The following is a 24,460-nucleotide window of genomic DNA, read 5'->3' as shown; positions in this document are numbered from 1 at the left end:
TCAGGCTCCTGCCATCAGGGTGGTGTTGACGAGGTTGAGGAACTGCTGCGGCGTCTTGCAGCGTTCGGCGTCGACCGGCATCGGGGTGCCGTGGGTGTTCTCCAGCTCGCCGACGATGCCGAGCAGGCCGAGCGAGTCGACGCCCAGGACGTCGAAACCGGTGTCCGGCCTCTCCATCAGCTGCTCCGGGCTGACGGTGACCCCGGCGGCCTTCTTCATCAGCGCGGCGAGTTCTTCCACGGTGATCTGCGGCATGTGCTTCCTCCTTTGCTGTGCTCACTGCCTGGTGCCGGCTCGCAGCACCAGCGCCGAGTTCGACCCCATGAGTCCGCGGCTGAGCACCAGTGCCGTGCGCGGTTCGGCGACGCGCGCGTGGCCCGTCACGAGGTCGAGGTCGTGGCAGACGTCGAAGACGTTCGGCGTCGGCGGGATCAGGCCGTGCTCCATCGCCAGCACGGCCGCGGCGGTGTCCAGCACGGGGGCCGCGCAGTAGCCGCGGCCGATCCCGGTCTTCGGCGCGGTGACCGGGACGCGGGTGCCGTGTGCGCCGAGGGCGTCGGCGAGCGCGAGCGCCTCGGCCCGGTCGGCCTCCGGCACCCCGAGGGCGTCGGCGAAGACCACGTCGATCTCCTCGGGGGCCGCCCCCGCCTCCGCGAGGGCCTGCCGGATGGCGTGCGCGAGGCCGTCGCGGGAGTCCGCCCAGCGGGAGGCCCCGGTGAAGGTGGCCCCGTGGCCCGCGACGACGGCCCGGATGCCGGCGCCGCGCTCCCGGGCGGTGCCCGCCGCCTCGACGACGAGCATGCCGCCGCCCTCGGCCGGCACGAACCCGCACGCCCCGTCGGTGAAGGGGCGGTAGGCCCGGGCCGGGTCGGTCTCCCGGCTCAGCTCCGCGTAGCCGAGCTGGCAGACCATCGAGTACGGCGCGAGCGGCGCCTCGGTGGAGCCGGCCACGATCACGTCGGTGCCCCGGCGCACCGCCCGGGCCGCGTGGGCGAGGGCGTCCAGCCCGCCGGCCTCGTCGGAGGCGACGACCGAGCAGGGCCCCTTGAAGCCGCGGCGGATGGAGACCTGGCCGGTGCTGGCGGCGTAGAACCAGGCGATGGACTGGTACGGCCCGACGAACCGGCTGCCCTTGCCCCACAGTCGCTGCAGTTCGCGCTGGCCGAACTCGCCGCCGCCGGATCCGGCGGCGGTGACCACGCCGATGGAGTACGGCGCGTCCGGGATGCCGGACGGCGCGAGCCGGGCGTCGTCCAGCGCGAGGTCGGCCGCGGCCATGGCGTAGTGCGTGAACCGGTCGGTCTGGACGAGGAAGCGCTCCTCGATGGTGGCCGCCGGGTCGAAGGCGCGGACCTCACCGGCCACCTTCAGGGGAAGGTGCTCGCAGCCCTCGCGGGTCACCCGGTCGAGGACGCTGAGGCCCTCCTGGGTCGCCTTCCAGAAGGTGTCGGTGCTGGTGCCGTTGGGTGCGACCACCCCGATGCCGGTGATGGCCGCCTGCCGGTCCTTCGGTTCGCTCATCGTGTGTCCTCACTCCCTCGGCCGGGTCAGGATCACCGCGGACTGGAAGCCCCCGAACCCGCTGCCCACGGACAGCACGCTGCTCAGCTTGCGTTCGCGGGCGACGCGCGGGACGTAGTCCAGGTCGCACTCCGGGTCGGGGATCTCGTAGTTCGCGGTCGGCGGTACGACCTGCTTGGCGAGGGCCAGCACACAGGCGACCAGTTCGATGGCGCCGATCGCCCCGAGGGAGTGCCCCACCATGGACTTGATGGAGCTCATCGGGGTGTCGTAGGCGTGGTGGCCGAGCGCCCGCTTCACGGCCGCCGTCTCGTGGCGGTCGTTCTGCCGGGTGCCGGAGCCGTGCGCGTTGACGTAGTCGATCGCCGTGGGGTCGAGCCGCGCCTGGCCGAGGGCGGTCTCGATGGCCCGCGCCATCTCCAGGCCCTCTTTGGTCAGGCCGGTCATGTGGTAGGCGTTGCCGAAGGTGGCGTAGCCGCCGAACTCGCAGTACACATGGGCACCGCGGGCCCGGGCGTGCTCCAGCTCCTCCAGGACGAGCACCGCGCCGCCCTCGCCCATGACGAAGCCGTCACGGTTGTTGTCGAAGGGCCGGGAGGCGTGCGCCGGGTCGTCGTTGTTCGGGCTCGTGGCCTTGATCGCGTCGAAGCAGGCCATGGTGATCGGGGATATCGGGGAGTCCGAGGCCCCGGCGACGCATATGTCGGCCCGCCCCTCCTGGACGGTGTGGAACGCGTAGCCGACGGCGTCCAGGCCGGAGGTGCAGCCGGTGGAGACGGTCTGCACCGGACCCCGTGCGCCGAAACGTTCCGCCACCGCGGAGGCCACGGTGCTCGGCGAGAACGCCCGGTGCAGCTGGGGCTCCGCCTCGGTGTGGTCGACGTCCCAGCGCTGGCCGCGGTGGCTGACCAGGACGTAGTCGTGCTCCAGGCGGGTGGTGCCGCCGACGGCGGTGCCCAGGGAGACACCGACCCGCCAGGGGTCCTCCCGGGCCAGGTCGAGACCGGAGTCCCGCACCGCCTCCTCGCCGGCGACCAGGGCGAACTGGATGTACCGGTCCGCCCCCTGGACCTGCTCCGCGTCCAGGCCGTACGCGGCCGGGTCGAAGTCGCACTCGGCCGCGATCCGGGACCTGAGCCCGGCCGGGTCGAAGAACGTGATGCCCCGCGTCGCGGTACGGCCTTCGGCCAGCAGGTCCCAGAACGCCGGTACGCCGATCCCGCCCGGAGCGACGACGCCTATGCCGGTGACCGCCACGCGCCGGGTCATGAGCGGACCTGTTCCCGGGCGGCCGGCTCGGCGACGGCGGCGAGGGGCCGCGCCGTCTCCTCGGTGTCGACGTGGCCGAGGGCCGGCTTCGGGGCGAGCGGGCCCAGGTGGAAGACGAGCCGCGCCTCCACGTTGCCGACGTTGCGGAACCGGTGGCGCATGTTGATCGGGATCAACAGGCCCTGCTCGGGCCGCAGCGGGTGCGGCTCGCCGTCCAGGTCCACCTCCAGCTGCCCGCACAGGACGTAGACGAACTCCTCGGAGTAGGGGTGGTAGTGCTCACCGATGCGGTCGCCGGGCTGGACGATCGCCACGCCCATGAAACCGCTGGTGGCGCCCGCCGTCGTGGGGGTGAGCATCGCGCGCAGATCACCACCGCGCCGGGTGTTGGGCTCGATCTCGCTCAGGTCGATGATCTTCGGAAGGGATGAGGTCACGGTGTTCCTCCGTAGGTTGGGCCGGCCTGCCGGGGTCAGGCGTCGGGCGAACGGCGGTCGGTGACGAGGTCCATGCCGACGGGCTCGCCGTCCAGCAGGGCCTCCAGCCCGGCCAGGTGTCCGGGCTCCTCCAGGGCGGCCCGGGCGCCGACGCCGGGGCGTACGTCCAGCAGCCGGACGACGACGTCGTCGCGCTGGAAGATCGTGCTGCGCAGCACGAAGCTGTCCGGGTCGTCCGCCGCCGCCTCGTCCCGCTGGGCGAGGAGTTCCGCCAGCCGCATGCCGCTGCCCGGGCGGGCCGGGTAGAAGCGGGCCAGCCGCTCGCCCTCGGTCAGCTCGTCGGCGGTGACGTGGTGCACGGCGGGCAGCGCCGCCCGGGTGAAGAACACCCGCGCGGACTCCTGGTCGTTCAGGTCCCGCTCCTGCTCCAGATAGGGGTTGATGGCCTCCTCCACGGCCCGCACCTCGGGCTGCCGGGCCACGTGGCGCAGCGCCGCGAGCAGGTCGCCGCGCACCTCGATGGCCCGCACCACCCGGTTGCCGTGCATGAACAGCGAGGTCCGGCACAGCCGGGTGGTCTCGTCGACCCGGGCCCGGGGCGAGGCGTAGTCCGCCAGGATCCGCCGCACCTCCGCCTCGCTGCCGGGCCGCACCGTGAAGGTGAGCGCGTGCCGGATCACCCCGTCGCCGATCCGGGGGGAGGACTGGAGCCGTCGGCGCTCGGCGGAGACCGCGGCCTCTCCCCCGGTCTCCCGGACCACGTGGAAGCGCAGCGACCGGGTGTCCCGCACGCAGCTGTGCAGCGGTTCCACCATCCGCACGTGCTCCTCGCTGTTCACCCAGGTGAGGAACGGCGGGGCGCTCTCCCACTCGCTGGTGATGAGCCATTGGGAGGGGTTCTCGATGGACTGGCACAGCTGGTCGCTGACGTGGCCGGGAACCTGTGCCACCTGGTTGCACAGCTGTTCGTAGGCCTCCAGGAACTGCTGCTGGGCGCCGTCGTGGACGTCCACGAGGAGGACGACCCGCAGGCGGGAGCCGTCGAACACCGACTGGGAGACCCGCTTCGACACCTGGCGCGTCGACGGGGCCGAGGGCTTTTCCGACAAGGTGGTCATGCTGCGCACATCTCCTTCACGGGGGCAGAGGCAACGCCGGCGGCCGAATGACGCGACGTCAGCGCTTCTTGATCCTGTGCCGCTTCCCCCGCGTCGCGCGACTCGCGTGAACCACGCGGGTGATTGAGCACGCGAAAGCCGTCCCACAGGGCACACAAACACCAATGCGCCCCGCATCCCGAACCCTGCCCCTGGAGCCCTGATGCAGCAGAAAGCCGATCACCGGGTGCCCGTCCTCGTCGTGGGCGGCTCCCTGGTGGGCCTGTCCCTCTCCCTGTTCCTGGGCCGTCTCGGCGTACCGCACATGCTCGTCGAGCGGCATTCCGGGACCTCGATCCACCCGCGCGGCCGCGGCAACAACCTGCGCACGATGGAGCTGTTCCGGGTGGCCGGCCTCGAGCCGGACATCAAGGCGGCGGCCTCGCTGCTCGCGGACAACCACGGCATCCTGCAGACGCCCACCCTGGCGGGTGACGCCGGGGAGTGGCTGTTCCGGCACATCGACCCGGGCGGCGGGCTCGCGAAGTTCAGCCCCACCACGTGGTGCCTGTGCAGCCAGAACGACCTGGAGCCGGTGCTGCTGCGGGGGGCCCGGGCGCTCGGCGGCGACCTGCGCTACTACCACGAGCTGGAGTCCTTCTCCCAGGACCCCGAAGGGGTGACGGCGTACGTCCGGGACCGGGACAGCGACGAGCTGTACACGGTCCGCGCGGACTACCTGGCGGCCTGCGACGGCCCGCGCAGCCCCGTCCGGGGCCGGCTCGGCATCGGGCAGAGCGGCCCCGGCGACCTGTTCGCCAACGTCAGCGTCACCTTCCGGTCCAAGCTGCTCGCCGAGACCGTCGGCGACCGGCACTTCATCTGCTGCTACCTCACCAACCCGGAGGCCGACGGCGCGCTGCTGCCCGTCGACAACAAGGAGCACTGGGTCTTCCACGCGCCGTGGCACCCGGAGCACGGCGAGCGGCTGGAGGAGTTCACCGAGGAACGGCTCCAGCGGCACATCCGGCTGGCCGTCGGCGTGCCCGACCTCGACGTCGAGATCACCGGGAAGGCGTCCTGGCGCGCGGCGGAACGGGTCGCCGAGCGGTACACGGCCGGCCGGGTGCTGCTCGCCGGGGACTCGGCCCACGAGATGTCACCGACCGGCGCGTTCGGCTCCAACACCGGCATCCAGGACGCGCACAACCTGGCCTGGAAGCTGGCCGCCGTGCTCGGCGGCTGGGCCGGGCCCGACCTGCTGGAGACCTACGACACCGAGCGCAGGCCGGTCGCCCTGGCCACCAGCGCCCGCGCCTCGGCCCGCTCCGTGGAGCACAGCCACCCCGGGTTCGCCCCCACCCCGGGCGTCGGCGGCGGCCCGCGCAGCGGCATCCTCCCGGTGGTCCTCGCCTACCGCTATCTGGAGGGCGCCGTCCTGGACGCCGACCCGGCCCAGCCGGTCGTCCCCGACGGGGTCCGGCTGACCGCGGACCCGGGCAGCCGGGCCCCGCACCTGTGGCTGCGCCGGGCCGGCGAGCGGATCTCCACGATCGACCTCTACGAGCGCTCGCTGGTCCTGCTCAGCGACGCCGGCTCGGCCGCGGGCGCGGCCTGGCAGACCGCCGCGCGGCGCGTCGCGGACACGGACGGCGTACGGCTGGAGCCCTACCGCGTCGGCACCGGCCCCGGCGCCGACCTCACCTACGACGGCGAGGGCCCCGGCGGCGGCACCGACTGGGCGGCCCTGCACGGCACGACGGCCGACGGCGCGGTCCTGGTCCGCCCGGACGGCTTCGTGGCCTGGCGCGCGTCCGGCGCCGTGGCCGATCCGGAGGGGGAGCTGCGGCGGGTGGTGCGGGCGGTGCTGCGACGGGGGTGAGGGCAGGAGGGTGACACGGCGAAGGGTCACCCGTACCGGTGGTGCGGGTGACCCTTCCGCCGTGGTCGCCGGGGCCGGCTCAGATGCGGACCTCGACCGTCTGGGCGAGGCGGTCGTGCAGGCCGCGGCCGTCGCGGTCCCAGATCAGCGCGGGGATCGCGAGGCACAGCAGGACCGTGCGCAGCAGGGCGCGGCCCGGGCTGACCGTGCCGGTGCGCAGGGCGACCACCCGGATGCCGAAAAGCCGCTTGCCCGGCGTGCAGCCGACCGTGCCGACGGTGAGGGCGCTCAGCACGAAGAAGACGCCCAGCGCCCAGTTGCTCGTGAGCGGTCCGTTGCCGTGGGTGATCAGGCCGTATGCGATCAGGACGCACAGCGCCCAGTCCACCGCGAGCGCGCCGAGCCGCCGGCCGGGCCGGGCGATCGAGTTCGGCCCGTGCTCCGGGAGCCCGAGCTGCTCGCCCCGGTAGCCGAAGTCGGCACCCGCCTCTTCCATGGCCGCGCGGGGGCCGGAGAGCCACGATCCGATTGCCTGCCTGTTGTCCACCCGTCCACGGTACTGCGCCCGGTTTCGGACACTGTGCGCAGGGGGGCGCGGGAGCTACGGTGGACATGTGGCCGGTTAACTTCTGCGAAACAAACGGGTCACGCCCGAGAAATCACCCGTCCCTAGGGTCGAGGCCAGCGTGTGCCACCGCACTGGCCGCACGAACGATCTACCACCCCGGCGAGGACGGTCGGGAGTAGGAGGAGCTGGATGTTCCAGAACGCCGACGAGGCCAAGAAGTTCATCGCGGACGAGGACGTCAAGTTCGTCGACGTCCGCTTCTGCGACCTGCCGGGCGTCATGCAGCACTTCACGGTGCCCGTCGAGGCGTTCGACCCGGACGAGGAGCTGGCCTTCGACGGATCGTCGATCCGCGGTTTCCAGGCCATCCACGAGTCCGACATGGCTCTGCGCGCCGACCTGTCCACCGCGCGTGTCGACCCGTTCCGCCGGGACAAGACGCTCAACATCAACTTCTTCATCCACGACCCGATCACGGGCGAGCAGTACTCCCGTGACCCGCGCAACGTGGCGAAGAAGGCCGAGGCGTACCTGGCGTCGACGGGCATCGCCGACACCGCGTACTTCGGTCCCGAGGCCGAGTTCTACGTCTTCGACAGCGTGCGCTTCGCCACCTCGGCGAACGAGTCCTTCTACCACATCGACTCCGAGGCGGGCGCCTGGAACACCGGCGCCCTGGAGAACAACCGCGGGTACAAGGTCCGCTACAAGGGCGGCTACTTCCCGGTACCGCCGGTCGACCACTTCGCCGACCTGCGCGCCGAGATCTCCCTGGAGCTGGACAAGCAGGGCCTGAAGGTCGAGCGCCAGCACCACGAGGTGGGCACCGCCGGCCAGGCGGAGATCAACTACAAGTTCAACACGCTGCTGGCCGCCGCCGACGACCTCCAGCTGTTCAAGTACATCGTGAAGAACGTGGCCTGGCGCAACGGCAAGACCGCGACCTTCATGCCGAAGCCGATCTTCGGTGACAACGGCTCGGGCATGCACGTGCACCAGTCGCTGTGGAGCAACGGCGACCCGCTGTTCTACGACGAGGCCGGGTACGCGGGCCTGTCGGACATGGCCCGCTACTACATCGGCGGCATCCTCAAGCACGCCCCGTCGCTGCTGGCCTTCACCAACCCGACGGTGAACTCGTACCACCGCCTGGTGCCGGGCTTCGAGGCGCCGATCAACCTGGTGTACTCGCAGCGCAACCGCTCGGCCGCGATGCGTATCCCGATCACCGGCTCCAACCCGAAGGCCAAGCGCGTCGAGTTCCGCGCGCCGGACTCCTCCGGCAACCCGTACCTCGCCTTCTCGGCGCTGCTGCTCGCGGGCCTGGACGGCATCAAGAACAAGATCGAGCCGGCCGAGCCGATCGACAAGGACCTGTACGAGCTGGCTCCCGAGGAGCACGCGAACGTCGCCCAGGTCCCGACCTCCCTGGGTGCCGTCCTCGACGCCCTCGAGGCCGACCACGAGTTCCTCCTCCAGGGCGACGTGTTCACGTCCGACCTGATCGAGACGTGGATCGACTTCAAGCGCACCAACGAGATCGCGCCCCTCCAGCTCCGCCCGCACCCGCACGAGTTCGAGCTGTACTTCGACGTGTGACGGACCCGGCACCACAGCCGAGACCCCGCCGCTCCCCGTGAGTGGCGGGGTCTCGGTCTTTCGCGGGCTGTGCAACCTTTCCCGGTTCCCAGACTTCCTATTGTCGGAGGATCATGCCTCCGGAGTGTCGGATGAGAGGGGTTGCAGGGGGATGGCGGGACAGGACGACTGGGAGCGCGAGTTCGATCACGCGTGGGCGAACTCGGCCGAGCACAAGGAGCCCTCCGCGCGGGCCCGGATGCTCGCCGCCCGGTGGAAGGAGAACCCGCCGGAGCCGGCGCCCTTCCGGGCCGACCCGGACCCGGTGGGCCCGCGCCGGTCGTCCTGGGTGTCGACGGCCGTGGTGCTCGGCTGCGTGGCCGCGGTGATCGTGCTGCTGGGGTACGCGCAGCTGCGCTCTCCCTACTGAGCGGCCGGTCCGGACGGGGCCGGCGGGTGCACACTGGACAGCGGGGCGAGTCCCTGACTGCGGGGTGATGCGAGATGCGGAGCCGGTTCCGGAGTGACCGGCGGCTGACGGTGCGCATGGGCCTGACGCTGTTCCTGCTCGGGCTGCTGTACGTCGGTTTCGTCGCGGCGCTCATCGTGCTGCTGAGGTCCTGGGTGCTGGTCGCCGTCCTGGTCGGGGCGCTGTTCGTGGCCCAGTTCTGGTTCTCCGACCGGATCGCCCTGTTCGCGATGCGCGGCCGGCCCGTGGCGCGGGAGGAGTGTCCCGAGCTGCACGCCGTGGTCGACCGGCTGTGTGCGATCGCGGACCTCCCGAGGCCCGTGGTCGCCGTGTCCGAGATGGACATGCCGAACGCGTTCGCGACCGGGCGCAGTCCCGACCACGCCGTGGTCTGTGTGACCACCGGGCTGCTGCGCCGGCTGGAGCCCGCCGAGCTGGAGGGCGTGCTCGCGCACGAGCTGTCCCATGTCGCCCACAAGGACGTCGCCGTGATCACGGTGGCGTCCTTCCTCGGGGTGCTCGCGGGCCTGGTCGTGCGGTTCGCCTTCTACTCGCAGATCTTCGGCGGCGGACGCCGGGACCAGAACACCGCCATCGTCCTCGCCGCCGTCCTCGGCGTCTCGGTGGCCGTCTACGCCATCAGCTTCGTGCTGATCCGGGCGCTGTCCCGGTACCGGGAGCTGGCGGCCGACCGCGCGGCGGCACTGCTGACCGGCCGGCCCTCGGCGCTGGCGGCGGCGCTCACCAAGGTCTCCGGGGAGATCGCGCGCATCCCCACGAAGGATCTGCGCACGGCCCAGGCGTTCAACGCGTTCTTCTTCACCCCGGCGACCGGCCGGGAGCCCGGCATCGAGCGCTTCTTCTCCACCCACCCCACCCTGCGGCAGCGGCTGGAGCAGCTGGGCCGGATCTCGGCGGAGCTGGGTGAACCGACCGCGCCGGGCACGGCGGGCTGACCGGTGGGGGCCGGAGCCGCCCGGGGACGGGAAGCCGGCCGGGCGAGCGGGTCGGCAGGCGAGGTCCGACCCGGGGGCGGGGCCGGCGGGGGACGGGTGGCGGGTCGCACGGGCCGGAAGGACGGGGACGGCCGGCCGGGCGAGGCAGCCGAACCGGTGGACCGCCGAACGAACAGGGACGACCGGCCGGGCACCGACGCCCGGACGGACGGGGACGACCGGCCGGGCAAGGGAAACGCCGGCCGGACACGGAGCGTCGGCCGGGCGTGCGAGGGTGATCGAGCCGGGCCGAGGCCACGGTGGAGGTGGGCGAAGCGTGCGGTTGCTGGATGTGCTGCTGGGCCGTAGCCGGCCCGTCGTGCCGGATCTGGACCGGCTGTTCGCGCTGCCGTCGGCGGCGGTGACGCTGGAGGCGGCGGCCGGGCTCGCGCCGACGGGGTGCGGGGCGGTGTGCTTCGCCACGGTGGAGGGGGCGGCCTTCGCGCGGATCCGCGAGGAGGTGCGGGCGCTGCTGGACGCGGACAGCGACCGCGCCGGTCCGCCGGTGGAACCGCGGCGGGACGCCTACGGCTACTCCTGGCTGGTCTCCCGCCGCTCCCCCGGGCAGCTGCCGCAGCTCGTGGCCGATCTGCACGCGGTGAACAGTTCGCTGGAGGCGGCCGGCTTCGGTCCGCAGCTGCTGTGCTCGCTCGTCTCCTTCACGGACGGCGGCGGACGGCGCCCGGCGCTCGTGTACCTCTACAAGCGCGGCACCTTCTACCCGTTCGCCCCGCTGCCCGGTGCCGCCGAGCGGCGGGACACGGCGCTGGAGCTCCAGCTGCGGTCCGTCCTCGGCGGTGACCTGCCGATCGAGCCGGACCTGGACCGCTGGTTCCCGGTGTGGGGCGCCCCCGGCCTGTGACGGCCGGCGGCGCCCCCGTTCACCGCGCCTTCTCCCGGTCCTGCCGGCGGGTCTCGAAGGGCCGCTCACGGCGGTAGCGGCGCTCCCAGCGGGCCTGCCGGTCCCGGCGCTCCCGGTACGCCCGGTAGCTGTCGGGGAGGGCGCCCGGGGCGGCGCCGGGCGGGGCCGTGCCGGGGGAGCCGCGGCCGTGGGTCGCGTACCCGTACAACAGCGCCACCGCGGCGAGCCACCAGAGATGGTTTCCGATTCCGAGGATCACCAGGACCACGGTCCCGGTCGCGAGAATGCCACGCATGACGGACCTCCGTGGGGTGAGGGGGGATGGAAGCGGAGCGTGTCTGTTTCGTCTCCGTACGTGCAGCTTAGGGAGGGCGCGATCACCGGCGCATCCCGTTTTCCGCGCGCCCCTGAGAGGGTTTCCGGGGGTTTCCGCGGGCCGGGGAGGGCGCCGTGAGTGAATGGCCCGCATGAACCGACTCTCCACCTTCACGTACGCGTACGACGGTGAACGGCTCAGCGGGGCGGTCGCCGGGCCGTCCGGCCGGGCCACGGCGCTGCTGCTGCACGGCGCGGGCAACGGCAGCAAGGAGCGACTGCTGCCGTTCCTCGCCGACTTCGCCGGCCGGGGCTGCCGCGCGCTCGCCTTCGACTTCTCCGGGCACGGCGAAAGCACGGGCGCGCTCGCGGAGTCGAGCCTGCGCCGCCGGTACGAGCAGGCGGTGGGGGTGCTCGACGCGCACGCCCCGGCGGACGACCAGCTGGTCATCGTCGGATTCAGCATGAGCGGGCAGACGGTCGCGGATCTGATGCGGCACTACGGGCGGCGGGTCGCGGCCGTGGGGCTGTGCGCGCCCGCCGTCTACCGCCCGGAGGCCTGGGACGTGCCGTTCGGCAACGGCGACAGCCGCTTCTCGGAGCTGATCCGCACGCCGGACAGCTGGCGGGACTCCCCCGCCCTGGAGGTGCTGCGCTCGTACGCGGGCCGGGCGGTGCTGGCGGTGCCGGGGCACGACACGGTCGTCCCGGCGGCGGTCACCGAGGCCATACAGGAGGCGCTCTCGGAGCGCGCCCGGTTCTCCCGCTTCGACCTCCCGGACGCCGAGCACATCCTCGGCCTGTGGTTCCGCGACCACGACGGGGACCGGCGGGAGTTCGTGACGCAGTTGCTGGCGGGCCTGGACGGGCACGCGGAGGTGCCCCTTCGCTGACCGTGCCGGTTGTCCTCCCCGGCCGGGGGGAGGACAACCGGCACGCGGCTCACCGCGAGTAACGCATCAGCGCCCGCACCATGTGGCACGTGGTGTCGGAGGGCGGCCGCATGCCGATCCGCTCGGCCGTGCCACGGATCGTCTCGTTCCGGGCCTGGTCCGGCAGATAGATCCCGGAGTCGAGCAAGGCTATGGCGAGGCGCATGGCCTTCAGACGCCGGTTGTGCGTGACGTACCACTCACGCGGCCGTCCGGCGGGCAGCGGTCGCTTCGCCTCGGGCTCGTAGGGCGAGTCGAACAGCACGGGGTGCTGGGCGGTGGACTGGGTGGGCAACGGCTTCGGCTTGAGGGCGGCAGCGGGCACAGGCATCCTCCTGTCGCGGTCAGACCGGCCGCCGGCGGCCCGGCGCCCGGTCTCGAACACTGCTTCAATTCTACCGGGGGCCACTGACAATCGTCCGGTCGTGGAAGCGGGTGAATTCCCAGCTCACGCAGGAAATTGGCGGACCGTCAACGGGTGGTGGGGGTGGGGCTGCCGAGGCGCCCTGAATTCGAACAGAACCGGTACCGCGTACCGTGTCGCCCATGGAGATCTGGATCAATCCCGCCTGCTCGAAGTGCCGTAGCGCGCTCACCCTGCTCGACGCCGAGGGGGCCGAGTACACCGTGCGGCGGTATCTGGAGGACGTGCCGGACGAGGACGAGATCAGGGCCGTACTGGACCGGCTGGGCCTGGAGCCCTGGGACATCACGCGCACCCAGGAGGCGGCGGCCAAGGAGCTGGGGCTCGAGGAGTGGCCGCGCGACGCGAGCGCCCGGGACCGCTGGATCGCCGCGCTCGCCGGGCATCCGAAGCTCATCCAGCGGCCGATCATCACCGCGGACGACGGGACGGCGCTGGTGGCCCGCAGCGAGGACGCCGTACGGGAGGCCCTCTCCCACAGCAGGCGCTGACGGCTCCCGCCGCACCAGGAGTCCCGTGCGGGTGACCCGGTCGTACGCAATCCGGACGGCCGGGACCGCTCCCCCTCACCACGTGAGCCTCGGCACACAGACATCAGGTAACACGGGGTTCACATTCGGGCAATGGCCGGGAAACGGCCTGTTGACAGGCTGCCCGCAGTTCGAGCGGCGCCCCGTGCCGCAGCAACGCGGCACCCGCGCAGGCGGATGCGCCCGACCCACCCCCGAAGGAGTGGCCCCCGTGACCTTCAAGGCCGAGTACATCTGGATCGACGGCACCGCGCCGACGGCCAAGCTCCGTTCCAAGACGAAGATCATCACGGGTGCCCCGGCCGGTCTCGACGCGCTGCCGCTGTGGGGCTTCGACGGCTCCTCCACCAACCAGGCCGCGGGCCACTCCTCGGACTGCGTGCTCAAGCCGGTGTTCACCTGCCCGGACCCGATCCGCGGCGGCGACGACATCCTGGTGCTGTGCGAGGTGCTGGACACCGACCTGACCCCGCACCCCACCAACACCCGCGCCGCGCTGGCCGAGGTGGCCGAACGGTTCGCCGCGCAGGAGCCCATCTTCGGCATCGAGCAGGAGTACACCTTCTTCGAGGGCTCCCGTCCGCTCGGCTTCCCCGAGAACGGCTTCCCGGCCCCGCAGGGCGGCTACTACTGCGGTGTCGGCGCCGACGAGATCTTCGGCCGGGACGTCGTCGAGGCCCACCTCGACAACTGCCTGAAGGCGGGCCTCGGCATCTCCGGCATCAACGCCGAGGTCATGCCCGGCCAGTGGGAGTTCCAGGTCGGCCCGCTGGCCCCGCTGGAGGTCTCCGACCAGCTGTGGGTGGCCCGCTGGCTGCTGTACCGCACCGCCGAGGACTTCGGTGTCTCCGCGACCCTGGACCCCAAGCCGGTCAAGGGCGACTGGAACGGCGCGGGCGCGCACACCAACTTCTCCACCAAGGCCATGCGCGAGGGCTACGACGCCATCATCACCGCCTGCGAGTCGCTCGGCGAGGGTTCGAAGCCGCTGGACCACGTGAAGAACTACGGCGCCGGCATCGACGAGCGCCTGACCGGCCTGCACGAGACGGCCCCCTGGGACAAGTACTCCTACGGCGTCTCGGACCGGGGTGCCTCGGTGCGCATCCCGTGGCAGGTCGAGAAGGACGGCAAGGGCTACATCGAGGACCGCCGTCCGAACGCCAACGTCGACCCGTACGTGGTGACCCGCCTGCTGGTGGACACCTGCTGCGCCGCGCTGGAGAAGGCCGGCCAGGTCTGATCCGTCCCGCGCCACCCGGGGGCGCCCGCCGTCACGGCGGGCGCCCCCGTCGCGTACCCCGTACCCCGGCGCGGTGGCCGGCCCGGTACCGCTGTCCGAGGAGTGAGACGGCACTCCACCTTCCCGCGGCCCGCCGCCAACCCGCTGACCAGCGCGGAAAGCCGGGTTCACCCGAGGTTTCGGCGTCGATTTCTCACTGCGGAAACGTCCAAGCAGTGAGAGAAGACTCCTGCCCGCCGCGCGGCTCTGCTTCAATGGGACCATGGCCAGCCTCCAGCAGATCACCGCGACGGGTCGCTACGACCTCCAGCCGTTCTGGCCTTCCCGTCAGCACCACGACTTCGACCGTGTGTGTCGCCCCGCGATGAACGCGCGGGCCCTCTAAAGCCGTACCCCCGGCCTTCGGCCAGCGCGAAACGACGTACGTCCTCCGGCGACGCCCGACCACGAATCGGGGCCGCCGCACCGTCCGACGAACTCCTCTCGCGCGAAAGAGCTGACCTCTCATGGCGACCACCCGATCCCTCTCCACCGCGACCCTGCCCACCCCCGCCCCGAACGGCACCCGGCACCGGCTGCGCGCCGTCGACCGGGACGAGGTGGTGGACGTCGCGGACTTCCTGCCGCCGGGCGCCACCTGGCTGCCCGCGCCGCAGCACACCCTGCCCACCCTGCCGGGCCAGCCGCCGATGGTCGGCTACCTGGTGCTGGTCCCCGCCGACCAGCGGCCCCCGTTCCTGCCGGTCGCCGTCCCCGGCCAGCCGGCGGCACCGGCCGGGCACGCCGACGCGGAGCCCGGCGCCGAGCCGCCGGTGCGGATCGACCCCGTGCGGCGCACCGCCAGCGTGGACGGCCGTGAACTCGACCTGACATACCTGGAGTTCGAGCTGCTCGCCCACCTGGTGGCGCACCCGCACCGGGTGCACACCCGCGACCAGCTGGTCACCACGGTGTGGGGGTACGGCCACGTCGGCGACGGCCGCACCGTGGACGTGCACATCGCCCGGCTGCGCCGCAAGCTCGGCGACCGGCACCGCCAGTCGATCCAGACCGTGCGCCGGGTCGGTTACAAGTACACCCCGCCGACGGCCCGCTGACCGTTCTGCCCACGGCAGAGGCCCGCGCGCCCACGGCCCCGGACCGGGCAGGATCACCGGCATGAGACTTCTCGTGCTGGGCGGTACGGAGTTCGTGGGGCGCGCCGTGGTGGAGGCCGCGCTCGGACGGGGCTGGGAGGTGACCGTCTTCCACCGGGGACGGCACCAACCCCCGCCCGGGGCGCGGTCGTTGCGCGGCGACCGCACCGCACCCGGAGGGCTCGCCGCGCTCACCGCGGACCGCGCCGGCTGGGACGCGGTGGTGGACACCTGGTCGGCCGCCCCGCGCGCCGTGCGCGAGGCGGCCCGGCTGCTGCGCGGCCGGGCCGGGCGGTACGCGTACGTCTCCAGCCGGTCGGTGTACGCCTGGCCCTGGCCGCCCGGCGCCGCGGAGGACGCCCCGCTGGTCGACGGCGCCGCCGACGCCGGGGCCACGGACTACGCGGCGGACAAGCGCGGTGGTGAACTGGCCGCCGTGGAGGCCTTCGGCGCGGCCCGCTCGCTGCTGGTCCGGGCCGGGCTGATCCTCGGGCCGTACGAGAACGTGGGCCGGCTGCCCTGGTGGCTGAACCGGATCGCGCGCGGCGGCCCGGTCCTGGCCCCCGGCCCGCGCGAGCTGCCGCTCCAGTACGTCGACGCCCGCGACCTCGCCGGCTGGCTGCTCGGCGCGCTGGAACGCGGCCTGAGCGGGCCGTACAACCTGGTCAGCCCGCCCGGGCACACCACCATGGGCGCCCTGCTCGACGCCTGTGTACGGGCGACCGGCGCGGACGCGGAGCTGCGCTGGACCGCTCCGGAGACGATCCTGGCCGCCGGGATCGAACCGTGGACCGAGCTGCCGGTGTGGATGCCGCCGGGCGGCGAGGCGCACGGTGCCGTGCACGGTGCGGACGTGTCGCGGGCGGTGGCGGCCGGCCTGGTGTGCCGGCCGGCCGAGGAGACGGTCGCGGACACCTGGCGCTGGCTGAGCGGGCTGGGCGGCGCCGGGCCGCACCGGCCGGACCGCGGCCGCCCGGGACTGGACCCCCGAGTGGAGGCGCAGGTGCTGGGCCTGGCCGGAGGTGTACCTGGCACCACCCCCTGACGTGGGCTTCCGCCCCGTGACCGGGCCCGTGGGGTCGGCCAGACTGACGCCATGAACACCGACGTCCAGCGGGACGACTTCCGCACCCGTACCCGGCAGGCGGTGCTGGCCGCCGTACAGGGCCTGGTACTGGCCCTGGCCATGCCGCCCGTGACGATGCTGTGCTTCGCCTTCACCCTCGTGTCCCTCGAACTCCTCCCGCTGGGCCTCGGCCTGTTCCTGGTGCCGCCGGTGTTCGGCGCGGTGCGCAGGTACGCGGAGGCCCGGCGCCGGATCGCCGCCGAGTGGAGCGGGGTGGCGATCCCGGTGGTCTACCGGCCCGTTCCGCCGGGTGCGGGTCCGTGGACGCGCACGGTCACCGTGCTCCGGGACCCGCAGTCCTGGCGGGACGTGCTGTGGCTGCTGACCGACCTGACCGCGGGCACGGTCACCGCGGTGCTCCCGGCCGTGCTGGTGTTCCTGCCGGTCCAGGGGCTCCTGGTGGCGGCCGGGCTGTGGCGGGCGTTCGTCAAGGGCCCCGACGACACGTACTGGTACACGTTCGTGCCGGTCACCGGGCAGGCGACCGCGCTGCTCGCCGGCGCCCTCGCCGTCGTGCTGCTGGTGGTCGCCCACCGCTTCGCCCCGCGGCTGCTCACCGCGCACTTCCTGCTCACCCGGGCCGTCCTCGGCGGCGGCCGGGGCGACCTCACCGAGCGGGTCCGGGTGCTGACCGAGACCCGCCGGGACGCGGTGGACACCTCGGCCGCCGAGCTGCGCCGGATCGAACGGGACCTGCACGACGGCGCGCAGGCCCGGCTGGTCGCCATGGGCATGGACCTCGGGACCGTCGAGATGCTGGTCGAGCGGGACCCGGCGGCGGCGAAGAAGCTGATCGCGCAGGCCCGCCGGAACTCCGCCGAGGCCCTGGAGGAGCTGCGCGACCTGGTGCGCGGCATCCATCCCCCGGTCCTCGCCGAACGCGGACTGGGCGACGCGGTACGGGCGTTGGCGCTGCGGCTGCCGCTGCCGGCCGAGGTGAGCGTGGAGCTGTCCGGCCGGGCACAGGCGCCGGTGGAGTCGGCCGCCTACTTCGCGGTCAACGAGGTGCTGACCAACGCCGTCAAGCACTCCGGGGCCGACCGGGTCTGGATCGACGTGCACCACACCGACGGCCGGCTGCGGCTCACGGTGACCGACAACGGGAGGGGCGGTGCGGCGGCCGGGGCCGGCTCCGGGCTCGCGGGCATCGAGCGCCGGCTCGGTACATTCGACGGCGTCCTGGCCGTCAGCAGCCCCGCTGGCGGTCCCACCATGGTGACCATGGAGATCCCGTGCGTGTTGTCCTAGCCGAAGACCTCTTCCTGCTGCGCGACGGGCTGGTGCGGATGCTTCAGGCCTTCGGCTTCGAGATCGCCGCCGCCGTCGAGTCCGGCCCGGAACTCGCCGAAGCCCTGGAGAAGCTGACGCCGGACGTGGCCGTGGTGGACGTGCGCCTGCCGCCCACGCACACCGACGAGGGCCTGCAGTGCGCGCTCGCCGCCCGCCGGGCCCGGCCCGGGCTGCCGGTGCTGGTGCTCTCCCAGCACGTGGAGCAGCTGTACGCGCGCGAGCTGCTCGCCGACGGCGAGGGCGGGATCGGCTATCTGCTCAAGGACCGGGTGTTCGACGCGGAGCAGTTCGTGGACGCCGTACGACGGGTGGCGGCGGGCGGTACGGCCATGGACCCGCAGGTGATCCAGCAGTTGCTGGCCCGGCGGTCGGCCGCCGACCGGCCGCTCGCCCGGCTGACGCCGCGCGAACGGGAGGTGCTGGAGCTGATGGCCCAGGGCCGGTCCAACGCGGGCATCGCGGCCCAGCTCGTGGTGACGGAACGGGCCATCGCCAAGCACACCTCCAACATCTTCGCCAAGCTCGGCCTGGAGGTCTCCGACGACGACAACCGACGGGTCCTCGCGGTGCTCGCCCATCTGGACCGGGACCGGTGATCTCTCCGCCCGGACCGGCCCGCCACCCCCACGCCTCGTCACCGGGCTTCACCCTGCCCGCGCGCCGCGTCAACCGCCGGGCGCGGGGCGGCCGGCGCCCGCGTGGAGCACGCCGCCCGGCACGCCGCGCAGCGCCCTGACCGCCCTCCCGCAGCCGGCGGCGGCCCGTGTGCGGCCGACCGGGCGGTGGCCGCCGCGGTCCTTCGCGCCGGCGGTCCACTCCGCTCGGCCCGGCCCCGGCCGGTGGTGAGGGCGGCGGGCACGGACCGGCCTCGTGCGGTGCGGCGGACGGCCCGGCGGACCTGGCCGCGCACCGGACGTGCGGACCGGCGCCGCGTCGGCCGGCGCGAGCGGCACGGCCGCGACGGGCGCCCCCACGGATCCGGCTCCCGGGGCCGGGGTGCTCGAATCCGGTGACCGGAAGCGGACACGCGTGCGAGAGTGACGCGGTGAACCAAGACTGGGAAGACCGCGTGACCGCCGCCTGGGCCACCCTCGACGACTATCCGCAGGAGCGCGCGCACGAGTTCCGCGCGCTGATCGACGCCCTCGTCGCCGAACTGCCCGACGGCAGCCCGCTCGGCCCCTTCGAGCAGGCCTGTGCCTGGGACTCGACCGGGCACTCCGACAAGGCCGTACCGCTGTACCGGGAGGCGCTGGCCCGCGGCCTCACCGGATACAAGGGCCGCCGGGCGAGGATCCAGCTGTCCAGCTCCCTGCGGAACACCGGGCAGCCGGAGGAGGGCGTCAAGCTGCTCACCCCCGAACTGGACGCGCCCTGTGACGAGTTGGACGACGCGGTGCGCGCGACCCTCGCCCTGTGCCTGTCCAGTCTCGGCCGCGACCGCGAGGGCCTGTCCCTGGTGCTCGGCGCGCTCGCCCCGCATCTGCCGCGCTACCAGCGGTCGATGGCCAACTACGCGCGCGCCCTGGTCGAACCGGAGGCCTGAACCGGCCGCCCGGCGGTGACCCTCCACCGGCTCGCTCGTTCTTCCGGACGTGCAGTCACAGGATCTCTCCCCGCGCCACGCACCCTCCGCCGCCCCGGGCCCGGCCGACGCCGAGCAGGCCGAGGCCACGCTCGCCGAGCACTACCCCCGGCTGGTCCGGCTCGCCTACCTCGTGCTGCCACCGGGGCTCGGCCGGGGCCGCCGCGTACTGACCGCACACGCCCTCGCCCAGCGCGCGCTGCCCCGGGGCCGCAAGCGGCCCTCGCCGATCCCGGCCCAGGGCGGCGGCCGGGAGGACGACCCGGGGTACGCGTTCCTGCGCGAGCGGGTGCTGCGCACGGCCCTGGCGGCGGCCCGCCCCCGCCGGGGCCTGCCCCGCCTGGCCCAGCTGCCGCCGCCGCTGCCGCAGGTGTGGGGGCTCAGGCTGTTCCCGCGCTCCGGCGGCGCCGACGAACTCGCCCTGGACCAGCGGCTGTCCACGCTCTCGGGCCCGGCCCGCGCCGCCTATGTGCTGCGCGGCCTGGAGCAGCTGTCCGACCCGGACATCCGCAAGCTGCTGAAGGCGGCCGGGGTGTCCGACCCGGGCGGCGCGCTGGCCTCGGCGAACAGCGTGCCCGCGCATCCGGGCCTGCTCTCCTCCCCCGAGTTCGACCCGTGCACGCTCCAGGCCCGGCCCACCGAACTGCTGCGCCGCCGCCAGCACACCAAGGCCGCCCTGGCCGCGGCCGCCGCGCTCGCGGTGTGCGCCGCGCTGGTCGCCCTGCCGGGCGCCGGCTGGGGCCCGGACGGCGCCGCCGCCCCCGTGTACGCCGGGAACCCCGCCGCCGAGGCCGCCCTGGATCCCGGCAGGCTGACCCGGGTCTCCCCCGCCGCCTGGAAGACCGCGGACCGCACCGACTTCTCCGTGTGGCCCGCGCGCGGCCCGCTCACCGGCGATCAGGCCCTGCTGCGCCGCGCCCTCGCCGTATGGGCCCGTCCCGGCAGGAGCGTCCGGGTCTCGGCGACCCCCGGCACCCCTTCCGGCGGCCCGGCCGGCCCGCCGCAGCTGCTGTACGCGGGCGAGGTCGACGCCGCCCGCGTGGTGCTCCTGTACGACGGTCTGCGCATCGCCCGGTACGCCGAGCCGAAGGACGGCACGCAGGGCGCGGCCCTGGACTTCGCCCGGGTCGACGGCGCGACGGGTCCCGGGGCGAGCGCGCTGGTGCTGGGCCGTTCCGACGGCAACGTCCGCTACCTGACCGCGCCCTGGGTGACGAAGGCGGCCCAGCGGGACCTGGTGAAGCCGGACTCGGCCGCCGTTCCGCTGCCCCTCGCCGACGGCGTGACCGGGCCGCTGGCCAGCCCCGCCCTCCAGTCCGGCGGCTGCGCCTCGTGGACCGTGCTCCAGTTGACCGACGCCTCCGGCACCCACCTCGGCACCGATCTCGGCGAGCTGGTCCCGGCCCGGCTGACGGCCGGCCGGCCCGGCGCCGCCCGGGACGCCTCCGGCGCGCGCGGGCTGCGCACCTGGGCGCCGTTCGCCTGCTCGCTGGCGGCCGAGCGCTCGGCGGGTGTCCGCAGCGTGAACGCCTGGGCGTACGCCGAGCAGCCGCTGCCGGACGGCACCGGTTCCGCCGCCTGGGTGTGCACCCGGGCGGAGACCTGGCGCGGGGAGGGAACGACCGCGCTGGCCCAGTTCCGGGCGCCGGGCGGGGCGGCCGGGGCGGTCGTCGCCAAGGGCGCGGACGTGCCGGCCTGCGGTGCGCGTGATCCGCGGGTGCTGGCCGGGGTGCTGTGGAAGTCGGCGGGCGGGAACTGGTACCTGCTGGCGGCGGGCAGCAAGGACACGGCGTCGATCGAGGCCACGGGCGGGGTCACCGCGTCCGGGCCGGGGCCGCTGCTGGTGGCGCGGGCCGAGCAGGGGGCGCGGGCCGAGCTGAAGGGCGTCTCGGCGGACGGGCGGGAGATCAGCGGCCTGGGGTAGCCGGCGCGGCGTCGTACGAGGTGGGGCGCGGGGGGTTCTCAGCCGCGCTACCCGTCAGTACATTGACGCCATGTCTAATACGCAGGCCCGGGTGCCGCTCAAGGCACGCCAGGTGTCCTTCTCCTGGGAGGACACACCGCTGCACTGGGTGCCGGGGGATCCCGTCACCACGCACACCATCAATGTGCTGCACCTGCTGCTGCCCGCCGGGGAGCGCTGGTTCGTGCGGGTGTACAAGCAGGCACTGCCGCTGATCCGGGACGACCGGCTCCGCGAGGACGTCATCGGCTTCATCGGGCAGGAGGCCGTCCATTCCCAGGCGCACGACGGGGTGCTGCCCCGCCTGAGGGAGCTGGGGCTCGACCCGACGCCGTACACCGCGCAGGTCGACTGGTTCTTCGAGAAGCTGCTCGGCGACCGGACCCTGCCGCCGGGCCGGCCGCGCCGGTGGTGGCTGCTGGAGCGGGTGGCGCTGATCGCGGCCATCGAGCACTACACGGCGTTCCTCGGGAACTGGGTGCTGAACGCCGGGGAACTGGACCGGCGCGGCGCCGACCCGACCATGCTGGACCTGCTGCGCTGGCACGGTGCGGAGGAGGTCGAGCACCGCTCGGTCGCCTTCGAACTGTTCACGCATCTCGACGGAAGCTACCGCCGGCGGGTGCGGACCTGGGCCACCGCCTTCGCGGCGCTGGTGTTCCTGTGGCAGCGCGGTACCCGGTTCTTCCTGGCGAACGATCCGACGCTCACCGACGGCAGGGCCACGCTCAGGGACTTCCACGCCCGGGGCCGGCAGGGCCTGCTGCCCGGGACCGGGGACATGCTGCGGTCCGTCCCCCGCTATCTGAGCCGCGCCTACCACCCCTCCCAGGAGGGCGACACCGAGCAGGCCCTCGCCTATCTGGCCGCCTCTCCCGCGGCCATGGCGGCGGAGCGGAGGGCCGCGTGAGCCCGGCGCCGCGCACCACCGCGCTGATCGCGGGCGCCACGGCCGCCGCCTGGCTCACCCGGCGGGCCCTGCGCCGCCGGGTGGGCGTCTCGCCGCTGTGGCCGCTGCCCGCCCTGGACCCGCCCGTCTCCGGCCACCCCCGCCCCCGGCCGCTGCGGCTGCTGCTCACCGGGCACGAGACCGTCGCCGAGGGGGTCGTACGGCTGCGTCTGGAGGGCCGCGGCCTGCCGCGCTGGGAGCCGGGGGCGCATGTCGACCTGGTACTGCCGTCGGGGCTGGTCCGGCAGTACTCCCTGTGCGGGGACCCCGGGGACGCCTCGGCCTACGTGCTCGCCGCCCGGCTGGTGGCGGACGGCCGGGGCGGCTCCCGCGAGGTGCACGAGCGGCTCACCGTGGGCATGGAGCTGGAGGTACGCGGACCGAGGAATCGTTTCCCCTTGGTCACGGCGCCCGCCTACGTCTTCATCGCCGGCGGCATCGGCATCACCCCGGTCCTGCCGATGCTGCGGGCCCTGCCGGACGGCGCCGAGTGGCGGCTGCTGTACGGCGGGCGGTCGCGGGCCTCGATGCCGTTCCTGGACGAGGTGGCGCGGCTCGCGGGCGACCGGCTGACGGTCGTCGCCGAGGACGAGGACGGGCGGCCGGACCTGGCCGCGCTGTTCGCGGACACGGCCGAGGGCACGGCGGTGTACTGCTGCGGCCCCGAGGGCCTGATGACGGCCGTCGGACAGGCGCTGCCCGAGGGGGCCACGCTGCACCTGGAGCGGTTCGCGCCGCGCACGGCGCCCGGCGGCGACACCGGGTTCGAGGTGGAACTGCGCCGCAGCGGGCGGACGGTCACGGTCCCGGCGGGCTCCAGCGTGCTGGCCGCCGTACGCCGGGAACTGCCCGACACCGCCTACTCCTGCGAGCAGGGCTTCTGCGGCACCTGTCAGCAGCGGGTGCTGGAGGGCGAGGTCGAGCACCGGGACGAGCTGCTGACGGACGCCGAACGGCACGACTCGATGCTGATCTGCGTCTCCCGCGCCCGGGGTGACCGGCTGGTGCTCGACATGTGATCAACGGCGGCCGAATCCGCTCGGTAAGGTGTTCGTATGAAGACCGGGGTTCGCCGCAGGATGGGCGTCGAGGAGCGTCGGCAGCAGCTGATCGGCGTCGCCCTGGAGCTGTTCAGCCGGCGCTCGCCCGACGAGGTCTCGATCGACGAGATAGCCACCGCCGCGGGCATCTCGCGTCCGCTGGTGTACCACTACTTCCCGGGCAAACTCAGCCTGTACGAGGCCGCGTTGAAGCGGGCGTCGGAGGATCTGGCGAGCCGCTTCGACGAGCCGCGCGAGGGTTCCCTCGGCGCCCGTCTGCTGCGGGTGATGGGCCGCTACTTCGATTTCGTGGACGAGCACGGCCCCGGTTTCTCGGCGCTGCTGCGGGGCGGCCCGGCGGTCGGCTCGTCGGCGACCAACGCGCTCATCGACTCCGTGCGGCAGGCCGCCTACGACCAGATCCTGTCCCATCTGGGCGTGTCGGAGGCGTCCCCGCGGCTGGAGCTGGTGGTCCGCTCCTGGATCTCGCTCGCCGAGTCCACGGCCCTGATCTGGCTGGAGGGCCGGCGGGTGCCGCGCGCCGAGCTGGAGCTCCAGCTCGTGCACGACTTCGCCGCGCTGGCCGCCGTCAGCGCCGCCCACGACGAGGGCATGGCCGAACTGCTGCGCGCGATGCTGAAGGACGAGCCGGCCGACGGCCCCTTCGCGGTGCTGGCCGGCCGGCTCATCGCCCTCGGTTCCTGAGCGGGCGCTATCCCGCGGCACTCCGGTACGACGGGTCGAGGTCCCGGACCTCGGCGGAGGCGTGCAGGGTGAACGCCTCCCCCTTCACATGCCCCCGCAGCAGTTCCACGGCCGCCTCGGTCAGCCGTGCCTTCGTCTCCTCGCTGCGCCCGGCGAGCAGCCCGATGGTCACGTGCGCGACGGCGTGCGCGCGTACCCCGGGGTCCTCGTACCCGAACGCCGTGAACGTGCTCGGCCGGAACTGCGTCTTGCAGGCGTGCGGCTTCGCCGCCGCGATCTCCACGGCGGCCTCGTGCAGCGCCCGCGCGAAGCCCTCGCGGTCGAAGGCGTCCTCCATGAGGTCGGAGTACTCGATGGTGATCTGCGGCATGCGCGCTCCTGTTCTACGGCAACCGCCTCACCCTAGTTCCCCGCCCGGCTGAACACAGCGACGGTTCGCGCCGGAACGCTGAAGGTGCCCGAACCGGTCGTGTACGAGGCCGACTTGACGGTCTCGTCGGTGCCGGTGGCCTGTACGGGGTGGAGGTGGTAGGGGGTGCCGGTG

28 protein-coding genes are annotated in these 24,460 nt (G+C 73.6%); 18 read left to right on the top strand and 10 right to left on the bottom strand.

All coding sequences use genetic code 11. The features are described 5' to 3' along the window. From AB0E62_RS10580 to AB0E62_RS10560, 5 genes are read right to left on the bottom strand one after another with little or no spacing between them, the layout of a single operon-like run. A complete protein-coding gene (locus AB0E62_RS10580; RefSeq protein WP_362190835.1) occupies positions 1-255 on the bottom strand; it encodes an acyl carrier protein in 255 nt (84 codons plus the stop codon). A gap of 21 nt (positions 256-276) precedes the next feature. Continuing rightward, entirely contained in the window at positions 277-1,521 is a 1,245-nt protein-coding gene (locus AB0E62_RS10575) for a beta-ketoacyl synthase N-terminal-like domain-containing protein (RefSeq protein ID WP_362190833.1), read from the bottom strand. A gap of 9 nt (positions 1,522-1,530) precedes the next feature. Continuing rightward, a complete protein-coding gene (locus tag AB0E62_RS10570) occupies positions 1,531-2,790 on the bottom strand; it encodes a beta-ketoacyl-[acyl-carrier-protein] synthase family protein (RefSeq protein ID WP_362190831.1) in 1,260 nt (419 codons plus the stop codon). Beyond that, entirely contained in the window at positions 2,787-3,227 is a 441-nt protein-coding gene (locus AB0E62_RS10565; RefSeq protein ID WP_362190829.1) for a cupin domain-containing protein, read from the bottom strand. Before AB0E62_RS10565 ends, AB0E62_RS10570 begins: the two co-directional genes overlap by 4 nt. 35 nt (positions 3,228-3,262) lie before the next feature. Next, positions 3,263-4,345, bottom strand: a complete 1,083-nt coding sequence (locus AB0E62_RS10560) for a SchA/CurD-like domain-containing protein (RefSeq protein ID WP_362190827.1) — start codon at positions 4,343-4,345, stop codon at positions 3,263-3,265. Positions 4,346-4,547: 202 nt separating this feature from the next. Here AB0E62_RS10560 and AB0E62_RS10555 point away from each other — a divergent pair, with 202 nt between their 5' ends. Beyond that, positions 4,548-6,206, top strand: a complete 1,659-nt coding sequence (locus tag AB0E62_RS10555) for an FAD-dependent monooxygenase (protein ID WP_362190825.1) — start codon at positions 4,548-4,550, stop codon at positions 6,204-6,206. 79 nt (positions 6,207-6,285) lie between these two features. On the opposite strand, the gene AB0E62_RS10550 is transcribed toward AB0E62_RS10555, so the two are convergent. Then, on the bottom strand, positions 6,286-6,753 hold the full coding sequence (locus AB0E62_RS10550) for an RDD family protein (protein WP_362190823.1): 468 nt from the start codon (positions 6,751-6,753) through the stop codon (positions 6,286-6,288). Positions 6,754-6,963: 210 nt separating this feature from the next. Between AB0E62_RS10550 and glnA the strand changes: the two genes are divergently transcribed. From glnA to AB0E62_RS10530, 4 genes are all read left to right on the top strand, one after another. Continuing rightward, on the top strand, positions 6,964-8,373 hold the full coding sequence (gene glnA, locus AB0E62_RS10545; RefSeq protein WP_362190821.1) for a type I glutamate--ammonia ligase: 1,410 nt from the start codon (positions 6,964-6,966) through the stop codon (positions 8,371-8,373). 151 nt (positions 8,374-8,524) lie between these two features. Then, the gene (locus tag AB0E62_RS10540; RefSeq protein WP_362190819.1) at positions 8,525-8,782 is read left to right on the top strand and encodes a hypothetical protein; all 258 of its coding nucleotides are present in this window, start codon (positions 8,525-8,527) and stop codon (positions 8,780-8,782) included. Between the two features lie 74 nt (positions 8,783-8,856). Further along, complete coding sequence (gene htpX / locus AB0E62_RS10535) at positions 8,857-9,777, top strand: zinc metalloprotease HtpX (RefSeq protein ID WP_362190817.1); 921 nt, start codon at positions 8,857-8,859, stop codon at positions 9,775-9,777. A gap of 316 nt (positions 9,778-10,093) precedes the next feature. Next, a complete protein-coding gene (locus AB0E62_RS10530; protein ID WP_362190815.1) occupies positions 10,094-10,678 on the top strand; it encodes a hypothetical protein in 585 nt (194 codons plus the stop codon). Between the two features lie 19 nt (positions 10,679-10,697). Here AB0E62_RS10530 and AB0E62_RS10525 read toward each other — a convergent pair whose 3' ends face one another. After that, on the bottom strand, positions 10,698-10,973 hold the full coding sequence (locus AB0E62_RS10525; RefSeq protein ID WP_362190813.1) for a hypothetical protein: 276 nt from the start codon (positions 10,971-10,973) through the stop codon (positions 10,698-10,700). 172 nt (positions 10,974-11,145) lie between these two features. Here AB0E62_RS10525 and AB0E62_RS10520 point away from each other — a divergent pair, with 172 nt between their 5' ends. Continuing rightward, complete coding sequence (locus AB0E62_RS10520; RefSeq protein ID WP_362190811.1) at positions 11,146-11,886, top strand: alpha/beta fold hydrolase; 741 nt, start codon at positions 11,146-11,148, stop codon at positions 11,884-11,886. A 49-nt stretch (positions 11,887-11,935) separates the two neighbouring features. Here AB0E62_RS10520 and AB0E62_RS10515 read toward each other — a convergent pair whose 3' ends face one another. After that, a complete protein-coding gene (locus tag AB0E62_RS10515; RefSeq protein WP_362190809.1) occupies positions 11,936-12,250 on the bottom strand; it encodes a hypothetical protein in 315 nt (104 codons plus the stop codon). Between the two features lie 221 nt (positions 12,251-12,471). Between AB0E62_RS10515 and AB0E62_RS10510 the strand changes: the two genes are divergently transcribed. The 12 genes from AB0E62_RS10510 to AB0E62_RS10455 all read left to right on the top strand — a co-directional run bounded on the left by AB0E62_RS10510 (position 12,472) and on the right by AB0E62_RS10455 (position 23,916). Continuing rightward, entirely contained in the window at positions 12,472-12,840 is a 369-nt protein-coding gene (locus tag AB0E62_RS10510; protein WP_362190807.1) for an ArsC/Spx/MgsR family protein, read from the top strand. A gap of 250 nt (positions 12,841-13,090) precedes the next feature. After that, positions 13,091-14,122: a glutamine synthetase gene (glnII, locus tag AB0E62_RS10505; protein WP_362190805.1), complete on the top strand. Its 1,032-nt coding sequence runs from the start codon at positions 13,091-13,093 to the stop codon at positions 14,120-14,122. A gap of 262 nt (positions 14,123-14,384) precedes the next feature. Next, positions 14,385-14,507, top strand: a complete 123-nt coding sequence (locus AB0E62_RS10500; protein ID WP_362190803.1) for a hypothetical protein — start codon at positions 14,385-14,387, stop codon at positions 14,505-14,507. Positions 14,508-14,628: 121 nt separating this feature from the next. Beyond that, the gene (locus tag AB0E62_RS10495) at positions 14,629-15,219 is read left to right on the top strand and encodes a winged helix-turn-helix domain-containing protein (protein WP_362190801.1); all 591 of its coding nucleotides are present in this window, start codon (positions 14,629-14,631) and stop codon (positions 15,217-15,219) included. A 61-nt stretch (positions 15,220-15,280) separates the two neighbouring features. Further along, positions 15,281-16,303 carry an NAD-dependent epimerase/dehydratase family protein gene (locus AB0E62_RS10490; protein WP_362190799.1) on the top strand — a complete coding sequence of 341 codons (1,023 nt, stop codon included), beginning with the start codon at positions 15,281-15,283 and terminating at the stop codon, positions 16,301-16,303. Positions 16,304-16,354: 51 nt separating this feature from the next. Further along, positions 16,355-17,632 carry a sensor domain-containing protein gene (locus tag AB0E62_RS10485; RefSeq protein ID WP_362190797.1) on the top strand — a complete coding sequence of 426 codons (1,278 nt, stop codon included), beginning with the start codon at positions 16,355-16,357 and terminating at the stop codon, positions 17,630-17,632. Further along, positions 17,617-18,270 (top strand): response regulator transcription factor, encoded by a 654-nt coding sequence (locus AB0E62_RS10480; protein WP_362190795.1) that lies wholly within the window; start codon positions 17,617-17,619, stop codon positions 18,268-18,270. The genes AB0E62_RS10485 and AB0E62_RS10480 overlap by 16 nt, the downstream gene beginning before the upstream one ends. Positions 18,271-18,719: 449 nt before the next feature. Beyond that, positions 18,720-19,220, top strand: a complete 501-nt coding sequence (locus AB0E62_RS10475; RefSeq protein ID WP_362190793.1) for a tetratricopeptide repeat protein — start codon at positions 18,720-18,722, stop codon at positions 19,218-19,220. A 49-nt stretch (positions 19,221-19,269) separates the two neighbouring features. Then, a complete protein-coding gene (locus AB0E62_RS10470) occupies positions 19,270-21,183 on the top strand; it encodes a hypothetical protein (RefSeq protein WP_362190791.1) in 1,914 nt (637 codons plus the stop codon). 70 nt (positions 21,184-21,253) lie between these two features. Next, positions 21,254-22,132, top strand: a complete 879-nt coding sequence (locus AB0E62_RS10465; protein ID WP_362190789.1) for a metal-dependent hydrolase — start codon at positions 21,254-21,256, stop codon at positions 22,130-22,132. Beyond that, positions 22,129-23,190, top strand: a complete 1,062-nt coding sequence (locus tag AB0E62_RS10460) for a PDR/VanB family oxidoreductase (protein WP_362190787.1) — start codon at positions 22,129-22,131, stop codon at positions 23,188-23,190. Before AB0E62_RS10465 ends, AB0E62_RS10460 begins: the two co-directional genes overlap by 4 nt. 36 nt (positions 23,191-23,226) lie before the next feature. After that, a complete protein-coding gene (locus tag AB0E62_RS10455) occupies positions 23,227-23,916 on the top strand; it encodes a TetR/AcrR family transcriptional regulator (RefSeq protein WP_362190785.1) in 690 nt (229 codons plus the stop codon). 7 nt (positions 23,917-23,923) lie between these two features. Here AB0E62_RS10455 and AB0E62_RS10450 read toward each other — a convergent pair whose 3' ends face one another. After that, complete coding sequence (locus AB0E62_RS10450) at positions 23,924-24,286, bottom strand: isomerase (protein ID WP_362190783.1); 363 nt, start codon at positions 24,284-24,286, stop codon at positions 23,924-23,926. 32 nt (positions 24,287-24,318) lie between these two features. Further along, the coding region (locus AB0E62_RS10445; RefSeq protein ID WP_362191309.1) for an alpha-1,6-glucosidase domain-containing protein at positions 24,319-24,460 on the bottom strand (142 nt) is incomplete at its 5' end.

It is taken from the genome of Streptomyces sp. NPDC038707 (genome assembly GCF_040636485.1).
Lineage (GTDB): Bacteria > Actinomycetota > Actinomycetes > Streptomycetales > Streptomycetaceae > Streptomyces.
Note: the sequence above shows the minus strand (reverse complement) of the source record. Positions and strands in the feature narration are given on the sequence as shown.